The sequence below is a fragment of the Argonema antarcticum A004/B2 genome (assembly GCF_023333585.1).
Lineage (GTDB): Bacteria > Cyanobacteriota > Cyanobacteriia > Cyanobacteriales > Aerosakkonemataceae > Argonema > Argonema antarcticum.
This window is the reverse complement of sequence record NZ_JAIQZN010000051.1, coordinates 41,642-52,916: the sequence shown is the minus strand read 5'-3', so window position 1 is coordinate 52,916 and position 11,275 is coordinate 41,642. Positions and strand designations below refer to the sequence as shown.

The following is an 11,275-nucleotide window of genomic DNA, read 5'->3' as shown; positions in this document are numbered from 1 at the left end:
GGATGGGGTGCTGCCGACAGTCCCAGATGAAACAGGAAGTTTTTGTTAATGAATGTTAGCAAAAATCGAACGGCAAATATCAGTTTTGCGTACAGTAGCCAGTAACATGGGCTACAGCGACGTTAAGCCAATTCCCACTCAAGCTGAAACTGGCAAAACTGCCAGTTTGTAGATTGCCAAAAATACAGCAGGGCTGTTCTAGCTTCGCCAGACAGCCCTGCTGCGATCGTATTGTAGGAGCGATTCATTCCGGGGATAATTTTTTGGTTAAACCCAAAGATTTGTTACGGAATGCAGCGCCCCTACAGCTAATTCAAAGCCCTGGTAGATCTAGCCCACTCGTCAACTCTTCCATGCGACTCCGCATCGTAGCAGTGGATTTTTGGTAGGCATCTTTCATCGCCGCCGCAACGATGGTAGAAAGGGCTTCTGCTCCTTGCCCAAGGGCGTCAGGGGAAATTTCCACGCTAATGGGTTCTTGGTTGCCATTGAGAACAACCTTGACTAAGCCATCTTCAGACTGTCCCTCAATCTCCATTTGCTCCAATTCTTCTTGAAGCCTTTTGGCACCTTCTTGAACCTGTTGAGCTTTTTTGAAAGCATCGGCCAGCTCTTTCATTTTGCCTAGACCGAAGCCGAATCCCTGTTTCTGTGACATAGGTTAATTGACTGCGTATACCTACCTGATTTTAACGCTCACCCACCTAATATCCGCTAACAGCCCTTTGACAAGGGTGACCGGACACAATCCTTTTGCCATTTGTCAGCAATAGACATCTCCAGAAATCAAAGGTGCGTCGCCTAGAACCCTTGTAGAGACGTTTCATGAAACGTCTCTACAATGTTTTTTGGAGAGGTCTAATGAATGGTGATGAGCCTTACACTTGCTTACTCATCACCTTAAGCCCATTACCTCTAAACAGGTTGAAACTCGCCCAGAATCTTCACCTCCGGCTCCAAGCACAGAGACCAGTGCTGTTCAACCTTACTCTGGACATAGCGGATCAGCTGGAAAATATCATTAGCCGTTGCCCCACCGCAGTTGAGAATAAAGTTGGCGTGGCGTTCGGCAACTGTAGCACCTCCGATGCGATGGCCTTTGAGACCTGTTTGCTCAATTAACCACGCAGCTGCATGAGGTGTTGGATTCCGAAACACACTGCCGCAGCTAGGCTTGTTATAAGGCTGAGTGCTATGCCGCCGCCGGAGATGTTCGGTTGTGGCGGCCATCACCCTTGCTGGGTCTGCTCCTGGTTGAAGTTGGAAAGTAACCTGAGTGACCAAGCGATTTTCACCTTGCAGTATTGAGCTGCGATAGCTGTAGCGCAGGTCTTGGGAAGTGAGAATCTGAATGCTACCGTCCGGGCAAAGCACGCGAGCGCGTGCCAAAATATCTGCTGTACAGCTATTGTGAGCGCCTGCATTCATGACCGCAGCACCACCAACGGTGCCGGGAATACCAACTGCCCATTCCATGCCTTGCCAACCCCGCTCAGCTGCTTGCCACGCCAGACGCACTAGGGGTTCTCCGGCGGCGGCGGTCACCTGACCTGTTTCGGGGTCGAAGTGGGTGTAACGAAGGTGGCGAGTACAGATGACCAAACCGGGTAAACCGCGATCGCTCACAAGCAAGTTCGAGCCAGCCCCCAACAAAGTAATCGGTAGGTCGGAAGACATAGCCCATTCAAAGCAGGCTTGTAACTCGCTCAATTGTCTGGGCGCGACGTACCACTCGGCTGGGCCGCCGACCCGAAAGGAAGTCAGGCTTGCCAGAGAAACTTGGTACTTGACCGGGCATTCCGTACCGGGAAGGTAAAATTGCCTTTCTTTTGGTTGATTTAGGTTGAACAGAGGGGCTTGTGAGCTAGCCACCTTAAGTCCTTGGGAGAGGTGATTGGAGACAGTCATAGCTGATTACACACGCCCTAAAACTTGAGGGCAAACATATTTTTTGCACAAATTAGGCGCTGCGGCGACATTCTTGATGCACACCCCGCTCGGCGTTTTCGTAAAAAGCCATGACTTCTGGAATTACCTGATTTAGGTTTCCAGCTCCGAGAAAGAGGGCAATGTCACCAGGGTGGAGATTTTCTGTGAGAAACTGATACATCGAATGAAGCGAAGGTTGATACCTCACTTGGGGGTGGTGTTTGGCGATCTCATCTACCACCATTTCACCGCTAATTTTGTCGGGATTTGGTTCGCCTGCACTATAAATGTCAGAGACGACCACAAGGTCGGCATTATTGAAGCACAGACCAAATTCTGATAAGAAAGCAAGGGTACGACTGTAACGGTGAGGTTGAAAGATGGCTACAACCCTTCCAGACGATGAATTGAACAATTCCTTGGCTTGGATGCGTGCGGCTGCCAGCGTGGCGCTAATTTCGCTGGGGTGGTGGGCGTAGTCGTCAATAAAGCGGATGCCATTGACTTCGCCTCGATGTTCAAAGCGACGGCGGGCTCCCTCAAAAGTAGCTAGAGCATTTGCAATAACCGCAAATTCCAAGCCCAAGTTACGACCAACTGCGATCGCTGCCAGTGCGTTACTGAGATTATGTTCTCCCAACAACTTAAAATTCAACTGCCCCAGGATTTTTCCTCGCTCCCAAACCCGTGCCGTAGTACCATCAGCACGATACACCGCACAATCTACCGTATAGTCAGCGCCAGAATCCATCTGTAGGCTATAGCTAACTGTCGGTTTTAGCCGATCCCGGACAGTGGGGCAGTCAATGCACCCAACCGTAATTTGACAGCGTTGTGCAAATACTTGGAATGTGGTTATCACCTCTTCCAGGTTTTCGTAGTGGTCTGGATGATCGAGTTCGATGTTAGTCACCACCCCAATTTGGGCGGAGAGCTTGACGAGAGAGCCATCCGATTCATCCGCCTCAGCGACTAGATAATCGCCTTGTCCCATACGGGCATTGCCTTCCCATGCCGCCACCTCTCCCCCGACTACAATTGTCGGGTCTAGACCCGCCACCAGCAGCAAATACCCGATCATACTACTGGTGGTAGTTTTACCGTGGGTACCTGCCACTGCAATGCTCTGGTAATCCTCAATTAAGGCGGCCAGCAAATCTGAGCGATGGAAAATCGGACAACCTAACTCAAGTGCCGCTCGATACTCAGGATTGGCGGTATTGATTGCTGTGGAACAAATAACTTGAGGCAAGACAGCTGTTGGGAGCGAGACTTGATAGCGATCTTCCGGTTTGCAGACTTGTTCCGTCATTCGGAGAGTTTTTGAGCCTACACTAACCGTGGCGGTCGCTTCGGCTACACAAACCGAGTCTGCTTTCTGGTGGAAGAACTCTAAATTTGTGGCGTCTTGACTACCAAAGATGTGAGCCCCTATTACCTGTAATCGCTGAGTAATGTGACTTGGGCGAATATCCGAGCCGGATACAGGCAGTTTCCGTTTCGCCACAACGTAGGCGAGAGCTGACATTCCAATTCCACCTATACCGATGAAATGAAATGGCTTCCCGCTAAAATCTACAGAATTTAGCATCTTAGCTCCTTACACACCACACAAAGACCGCACTGCACCCATAACAGGCGATATCATAGCAGGAATTATTTTTTCACGATACAGCGTTAATGCTGATTTAGCTTAATAGCCTAAAGATATATTTCCTGGAAATCTATGCAGTTATGCTAGAGAGTACGGTATTTTTTGACAATTTTTACAGTGATGTACTATTTTTACCTTTAAGCGTGGAATCTATTATCGCTCCGGAAATCCTGTTCGAGTATGGGGAAATTGGCAATTTTCGGGGGTAAGTTCGATCCCGTTCACTGGGGACACCTGTTGATGGCAGAGACAGCGCTGAGTCAGTTTGGGCTAGATAGAGTTATTTGGATACCGGCTCGCTGCCCTCCTCACAAATCCCAGTCTTGTTGGTTAGATTTTGAGCATCGTTGGGAATTAGTGCGATTGGCTATTTGCGATCGCTCAGATTTGGCGATCGGGCCAAAATCCTGCCAGCGCATCGGTTATTCTTACGCTATTGACACCCTCGAAGACCTCCAATCTTTTTACCCCCACACCCATTGGTATTGGATTATTGGCTTAGATGCCTTTCAAACCTTACCTCAATGGCATCGACGAGAGGAACTCGTGCCAGCCTGTCAATGGCTGGTGGCACCCCGCCCAGACGCCTTTGGCAACTCCTCAGTTAATTCGCTCTGCCAGCAGGTTGCCCAGTCAGTTGTCAGTTGTCAGTGGTCAGTTGTCAGTTGTCAAGAAAATTGCTCCTCTGCTCCTCTGCTCCAAGTCCAAACCACATAAGACGCTTCGATTTGTCCACCCTTTGCGATATGATCTGGTTCATCACTAGGGATCGATCAATTGAGTAGACAGAGGGCAAGACGCAGTGATTAGAGTAGCAATTAACGGTTTTGGACGCATCGGACGCAACTTCATGCGCTGTTGGGCAGGCAGAAAAGATAGTCAAATTGAGGTTGTTGGTATCAATGACACCTCCGATCCAAAAACCAACTCCCACTTGCTGAAATATGACACCATGCTGGGGAGGTTTGATGCTGATATAAATTACGATGAAAATTCCATCATCGTAAACGGCAAGACGGTCAAATGCGTGTCAGATCGCAATCCAGAGAATTTGCCCTGGAAAGCTTGGGATATTGACCTGATCATCGAATCGACCGGCGTCTTTGTCAGCAAGGAAGGGGCATCCAAGCATTTAACTGCTGGTGCCAAGAAGGTTCTGATTACCGCTCCTGGCAAAGGCGATGACGGTACTTTTGTGTACGGGGTCAATCACGACCAGTATGAACACGAAAAGCATTGGATCATTAGCAATGCTAGCTGTACCACTAACTGTCTGGCTCCGATTGCTAAGGTGTTGCACGAACAATTCGGCATCATCAAAGGCACTATGACTACCACTCACAGTTACACTGGTGACCAGCGTTTACTAGATGCTAGCCACCGTGATTTAAGACGGGCAAGAGCGGCGGCGATGAACATTGTGCCGACTTCGACTGGTGCAGCTAAAGCAGTTTCTCTGGTTTTGCCAGCACTAAAGGGTAAGCTCAATGGGATCGCTTTGCGAGTTCCTACTCCTAATGTTTCTGTGGTGGATTTGGTAGTTATTGTCGAGAAAAGGACGTTTGCTGAAGAGGTGAACCAAGTCCTGAAGGAAGCTGCGAACAATTCGTTGAAAGGCGTTCTGGAATACAGCGACCTAGAGCTTGTCTCGTCGGATTATCGCGGTACTGATGCCTCTTCGATCGTAGATGCCAGTCTGACAATGGTCATGGATGGCGATATGGTTAAGGTTGTGGCTTGGTATGACAACGAGTGGGGTTACAGCCAACGGGTTGTCGATCTGGCTGAACTGGTGGCTCAGAAGTGGACTTGATTAGTTACTAAATTAGTCATTGGTCATTAGAAAAGTTCAAATTTCAAATTGTAGATTTCAGATTTGAAATCTGCAATTTGAAATCTGAAATCTGAAATTGGCGATCGGTTATTGGTCATGCCCACTCTAACTAATTGGTGGAACGAGCTAGTAGGGGAGCAGCTTGTAACAAGGTTTGGGTATAAAGATGCTGGGGATTGGTAAAAATATCTCTGGTATTGCCTAGTTCGACTATGCGACCGGCATTCATGACGGCGATGCGATCGCAAAAAAACCTCGCTACCGAAAGATCGTGAGTAATAAATAAATACGTCAGATCGAAATCTCGTTTGAGTTCCAACATTAGCTCCAGCACCTGCGTCTGAACATGAGCATCAAGCATACTGACAGGTTCATCGCAGATAATTAGTTTGGGTCTGGTAATTAAGGCCCGTGCGATCGCTACCCGTTGCTGCTGTCCCCCAGAAAGACCGGATGGATATCGGTTGTAGTACTCAGATGCTGGCGTTAAACCCACTCGTTCCAACATCTGCATCACCTGCTTTTTAGCCTCTCCCGGCTCAGCCAGTTTGTGAATAAACAGGGGATCGGCGATACTTTGTTCTACTGTCATGCGGGGATTGAGGCAAGCATGGGGGTCTTGAAATATCATTTGGATTTGCCGCCGAGTCAGCCGCATGGACTCGCGGGACAGGTTAGTTAGTTCCTCTCCAAGAAACTCTACCTTCCCAGAAGTCGGCTTCCGCAGTTGCAAAATTGTTCGCGATAAGGTACTTTTTCCACAACCGGATTCTCCTACCAATCCCAGTATTTCACCGGGATAAAGTTCTAGACTGACGCCATCTACAGCTTTGATAACAGGAATATTTTTGGAAAATAACTGTTCGATGAAATTACCTTCCAGCGTGTAGTGCTGCTTTAAATCTTTTACCAGCAGAATTGGAGATTGGGGACTGGGGAGTGGGGACTGGGGACTGGGAGAGTTTTGAGTTTTGAGCAATGAGGAATGTGTGGAAAAATTCCCTGAATCCCCCGCTTCATCGTCGCTGACGGCTTGAATGTGGAGGGCGGCTTGGAGAAGCGATCGCGTATATTCGTGTTGAGGATGTTGGAGTATTGACTTAGTGGAACCAGATTCTACAATTTTGCCAGCATACATCACAGCCATAAGATCGCAGTATTCACCCACCATTGCCAAATCGTGGGAAATTAACAGCAAAGCCATATCCCGTTCCCGACAAAGCCGCGTTAGTTCCTCCAAAATTTGAGCCGAAACGGTAACGTCCAAGCTGGTAGTCGGTTCATCTGCCACAATAAGTTTGGGATTGAGGAGTAAGGCAAGTGCGATCGCAACCCGCTGTCGCATCCCACCGCTAAACTCATGAGGATACTGCGACCAACGATTTGCCGGGATCTTCACAGCCTCCAGCGTTTCAATCGCCTTTTCCTTCGCTTGACGCCGCGACAAATGGGATTGATGAGCTTTGAGCGTTTCCACGCAGTGATCCCCAATTGTCATCAAAGGATCGAGGCGCGTCATCGGGTCTTGAAAAATTAGCGCCACCGCTTCCCCTCGAAATCGGCGCAGCTGAGCAGGAGTCAAATCTAAAACAGATTCACCTTCAAAGCGGATATTTCCTTCAACCTGGCTGTCGGGTGGTAGCAACCGCATAGCAGCGCGTCCCAGCGTTGATTTACCGCAGCCAGATTCACCCACCAATCCCAAACGTTCCCCCGATTTGAGGCTAAAAGAGACATCATCCACAGCCCAACTTATGGACGAAGATTCCCCATCAACAGAAGCAGACTGGTAACTAGGATACGCTACCCGCAAATTTTCCACGTCAAACAGCACTTTGTCATTAGTCATTCGTCATTTGTCCTTTGTCATTGCTGATTAGTCATTAGTCATTAGTGAAAAGTACTTTGCTAATGACTAATGACTGATGACTAATAACTGATGTCAATTATCGAATCGTCGCATCAGATAGGCGACCCCAAATTCTCCACAAGGATGTTTTTCCAAAACATCTGCTAGCTTAAACACCATTGCCGCTACTTCTGACCCCAGTTTATCAATTGTGGCCTGTCGCTCTTTCTCAGCTAGTTCCTGCTCCCGCGCCCGCATTTGCCATTCAGGGGAAAACATATGCTCAATAGTAGTGTGGAGCCCCAACTCTGCCAAGACATCCCACTCGCCCTTGTCGCACCAGATCCCGCCACAATACATACAGCGCTCTACGTAAAAAGGTGTTCTAAAGTGAACCTTGGCTCGCGATAGATAGTGCTGACAGTCGGGACAAAGGGCGGCTTTGGTATCAAAGGGAGACTGGACAAAATCCACATTTACAGATTGAGTCAGCATCTGTGGCTCTACCTGCTGTTGGGGTTGACGGGCTTGCCAGCTTTGATATTCATCAGCAGGAATCCAACTACCTTGACAATCAGGGCAGTGCTTTACAGATAAATTATTGGCGAAGGTGCTATCGACCAGCGTTATCTTCTTATCTTTCGGACATTGCACAGCTTCTTTATCCTTGCCTAAACTACATTCATAATATTCAAGCAGGTTTGCATCCTGGCTTTTTATTTATTGAACTTGCAGAAGTGCTTGGCAGTAGGCAATCAGAGTATGAAGGCGATCGCTTATCTTAGTCAGTCTAGCTTGTGCCGTTTCGCTTCGACGTGCTGCTTGCAAAAACATCACGTCTATGCTTAAGAGTCGCAGTTCCTTATCGATTTCGGTTAAATATGACTGAACGCTGGGCAAAGTAGCCGAATCTAGTTCATTACCGCTCAAATTGGCAATTTGACTTTGAAAAATTTGTTGTACTTCGCCGAAACTATCCCGCAACTTCACCGAGTCCGCTTTCTCTTGTGCAGCTGTCTGTTGCAGTTGCTCTAGGGCTTGCTGGAATTTTTGATAGCGGACGCTAAGATTGGGCGGTAACATTCACAAAATGTATCCTTGCGATAGAATCAATGTAAAGAATTTTGTCTTTTAATTTAAGATAAGCAGAGACAAAGTTTCTTGGAAGCGTGGAAATTAAAGAAATATGCTCCTCCAAGCGATCGAAGAAGAAGAGTTTAACTGCTTTTGGGCCAGAAGATTATCTATCATTCTTTTTCCCCTCTTACCCTCTGCTCCTCTGCCCCTCTGCGGTCTTATAGATATTCTTTGAGCAAGATCTGAGTAAAGGCAAGATCCCGACTTGGCGATCGTTAGTGGCTACTCAGCACTATGGGCAGGGTGAAAGCCTACAACAAGTTTTACATTTTGGGGAGCGATCGCATTCCCCAATAAGAATATTCTTAAAGATACCCTTCTTGATTTTGCTCTCTAGCAAGGGCGGCCAACAGCCCTAGAAAAGCGACAAAGCATCATAAAGTACCACAACTTTGCAGTGAATCTGCTAAAACCCTTCTATTTTTAAGGATTAAGTACAAAATTATGAACGTGATGGCTCCAACTTCCACTATTAATTGCGTAATCCCTCAGTGGCTACAGGAATGTTTATGTGCTGGGCCAGACGCCTGCGATCCCGCAGACACAGGGTTAGTTTGTCGAGCTTTTGAATTTGCTTATCAGCTGCACGACGGTCAGTATCGGAAATCGGGAGAACCTTACATCTGTCACCCCGTCGCAGTAGCAGGATTGTTGCGCGACCTGGGGGGATCGGGTGCTATGATCGCAGCCGGTTTCCTCCACGATGTTGTTGAGGATACAGAAGTCACCGTCGAAGAAATAGAGCAGCGCTTTGGCCCAGAAGTGCGACGTTTGGTAGAAGGTGTGACCAAACTCTCGAAGTTTTCGGAAAATTTCTCCAGCAAAACCGAGCGACAAGCCGAAAACTTCCGCCGGATGTTCTTGGCAATGGCTCAAGATATCCGGGTAATTGTGGTGAAGCTGGCCGATCGCTTGCATAATATGAGAACCCTTGAACACCTGACTGACGAAAAACGTCGGCGGATCGCTTTGGAAACGCGAGAAATTTTTGCTCCGCTGGCTAATCGCCTGGGAATTGGGCGCTTTAAGTGGGAACTGGAAGATTTGTCGTTCAAGTATCTGGAAACAGAATCATACCGTCAAATACAAGAGTTAGTTGCCGAGAAGCGGACCGATCGCGAAGCTAGACTGGCAGGGGTGACGGAAATTTTGCGTCAGGGTCTACAGCAAGCCGGAATAAATTGCTCAGACATCAGCGGACGACCCAAGCACCTTTATAGCATTTACCAAAAGATGCACCGGCAGCAAAAGGAATTTCACGAAATTTACGATCTGGCTGCTATCCGCATCATTGTTAAGTCGAACGACGAATGCTATCGCTCTTTGGCTGTCGTTCACGATGCTTTTCGACCAGTTCCAGGCAGATTTAAGGACTATATCGGTCTACCCAAACCGAATCGCTATCAATCATTGCATACGGTTGTGATTGGCCCGACGGGGCGTCCGATCGAGGTACAGATCCGCACCTTGCAAATGCACCAGATAGCGGAATATGGGATTGCCGCTCATTGGAAGTATAAGGAAACGGGTCGGTCTAACAATACCCAGGTGACAGGATCGGATGAAAAGTTTACCTGGTTGCGACAGCTGCTGGAATGGCAAAACGACCTGAAAGATGCTCAGGAATATATCGAAAGCGTCAAAGATAATTTATTTGAAGACGATGTTTATGTATTCACGCCAAAAGGCGATGTGATTTCCCTCAGTCAAGGCGCGACGCCTGTTGATTTTGCTTATCGGATACACACAGAGGTGGGAAACCACTGTGCTGGTGCTAAGGTGAATGGGCGAATGATGCCGCTGGGTACATCGCTGAAAAATGGTGACATTGTGGAGATTGTGACGCTGAAAAATGGCCACCCCAGTTTGGACTGGCTCAATTTTGTGGTGACTCCTTCTGCAAGAAATAGGATTCGGCAGTGGTATAAGCGCAGTAACCGCGACGAAAATGTCGCACGCGGTAGGGAGATGCTAGAAAAGGAACTGGGCAAAAGCGGTTTTGAAGCTTTGCTGAAGTCTGAACCGATGCAGGCGGTGGCGGAACGATGCAATTACCACAGCGTAGAAGATTTACTAGCTGCCTTGGGTTACGGAGAAGTGACGCTTAACATGGTGGTGAATCGCATCCGAGAAGCGGTGAAAGGTCAGCAACCGATCGCACTTGCTCTGGAGGCGCTACCCCTTATCCCCACAACACCACGCGCTTTGCCATCTACCAGCAGCAGTAAGGGGGGACATCACAAGAGTTTGAACTCCCCCATTGTGGGCGTCGAAGGGTTGCTTTATTACCTGGCTGGCTGTTGCAACCCAATTCCCGGCGAACAGATTCTTGGGGTCGTGACCCGCAGCAGTCGCGGCATTTCGATTCATCGACAAGGATGTCCCAATGTGGAAAGTGTGGAGGGCGATCGCCTTGTGCCCGTTAGCTGGAACCCGATCGATTCCGACAGCCTTCGTCCTCAGACCTATCCTGTCAACATTCAAATTGAAGTACTCGATCGCGTAGGCGTTCTCAAAGATATTTTATCTCGCCTGACAGATAATAATGTCAACGTGCGGAATGCTCAGGTAAAAACCTTTGATGGACGCCCTGCCTTGATTAACTTAGGCATTGATATCCGCGACTCCAATCAACTGGATCGCATTTTCACCCAAATTAAGAAATTGAGCGATATTCTAAATCTGCGCCGCATCAGCCAGGTGGACGAATAATACCAAATCCGCTTCGATTAACCCCGTTATTTTGAGAGGCAGCGGGGGAGTGGGTGAGTGGGGGAGAAGGAACAACATTGAAGCCGAAAAAGGGGGTAGCTAACCCAGATTTGGAATAAAGTCTCAAACTGCTTTGCGACGCTAATTTAGTTGGCTCGGT

General features: G+C 48.2%; 9 protein-coding genes. 3 read left to right on the top strand and 6 right to left on the bottom strand.

Annotated elements, in window-relative coordinates:
• Window positions 1–313: 313 nt before the first annotated feature.
• From LAY57_RS20660 to murC, 3 genes are all read right to left on the bottom strand, one after another.
• Window positions 314–658 carry a YbaB/EbfC family nucleoid-associated protein gene (locus LAY57_RS20660; protein ID WP_249068763.1) on the bottom strand — a complete coding sequence of 115 codons (345 nt, stop codon included), beginning with the start codon at window positions 656–658 and terminating at the stop codon, window positions 314–316.
• Window positions 659–915: 257 nt separating this feature from the next.
• The gene (gene murB / locus LAY57_RS20655; RefSeq protein ID WP_249068762.1) at window positions 916–1,908 is read right to left on the bottom strand and encodes a UDP-N-acetylmuramate dehydrogenase; all 993 of its coding nucleotides are present in this window, start codon (window positions 1,906–1,908) and stop codon (window positions 916–918) included.
• A gap of 52 nt (window positions 1,909–1,960) precedes the next feature.
• The gene (gene murC, locus LAY57_RS20650) at window positions 1,961–3,520 is read right to left on the bottom strand and encodes a UDP-N-acetylmuramate--L-alanine ligase (RefSeq protein WP_249068761.1); all 1,560 of its coding nucleotides are present in this window, start codon (window positions 3,518–3,520) and stop codon (window positions 1,961–1,963) included.
• Between the two features lie 243 nt (window positions 3,521–3,763).
• Here murC and nadD point away from each other — a divergent pair, with 243 nt between their 5' ends.
• Complete coding sequence (gene nadD / locus LAY57_RS20645) at window positions 3,764–4,300, top strand: nicotinate (nicotinamide) nucleotide adenylyltransferase (RefSeq protein WP_249068760.1); 537 nt, start codon at window positions 3,764–3,766, stop codon at window positions 4,298–4,300.
• A gap of 85 nt (window positions 4,301–4,385) precedes the next feature.
• Complete coding sequence (locus LAY57_RS20640) at window positions 4,386–5,396, top strand: type I glyceraldehyde-3-phosphate dehydrogenase (protein WP_249068759.1); 1,011 nt, start codon at window positions 4,386–4,388, stop codon at window positions 5,394–5,396.
• 130 nt (window positions 5,397–5,526) lie between these two features.
• Here LAY57_RS20640 and LAY57_RS20635 read toward each other — a convergent pair whose 3' ends face one another.
• The 3 genes from LAY57_RS20635 to patD all read right to left on the bottom strand — a co-directional run bounded on the left by LAY57_RS20635 (window position 5,527) and on the right by patD (window position 8,349).
• Window positions 5,527–7,266, bottom strand: coding sequence for a dipeptide ABC transporter ATP-binding protein (locus LAY57_RS20635; RefSeq protein ID WP_249068758.1), 1,740 nt, complete (start codon window positions 7,264–7,266; stop codon window positions 5,527–5,529).
• Between the two features lie 93 nt (window positions 7,267–7,359).
• Window positions 7,360–7,920: a TFIIB-type zinc ribbon-containing protein gene (locus LAY57_RS20630; protein ID WP_249068757.1), complete on the bottom strand. Its 561-nt coding sequence runs from the start codon at window positions 7,918–7,920 to the stop codon at window positions 7,360–7,362.
• A gap of 66 nt (window positions 7,921–7,986) precedes the next feature.
• Window positions 7,987–8,349, bottom strand: a complete 363-nt coding sequence (gene patD / locus LAY57_RS20625) for a heterocyst frequency control protein PatD (protein WP_249068756.1) — start codon at window positions 8,347–8,349, stop codon at window positions 7,987–7,989.
• A gap of 498 nt (window positions 8,350–8,847) precedes the next feature.
• Here patD and LAY57_RS20620 point away from each other — a divergent pair, with 498 nt between their 5' ends.
• Window positions 8,848–11,115 (top strand): RelA/SpoT family protein, encoded by a 2,268-nt coding sequence (locus tag LAY57_RS20620; protein ID WP_249068755.1) that lies wholly within the window; start codon window positions 8,848–8,850, stop codon window positions 11,113–11,115.
• The last annotated feature ends 160 nt before the right edge of the window (window positions 11,116–11,275 follow it).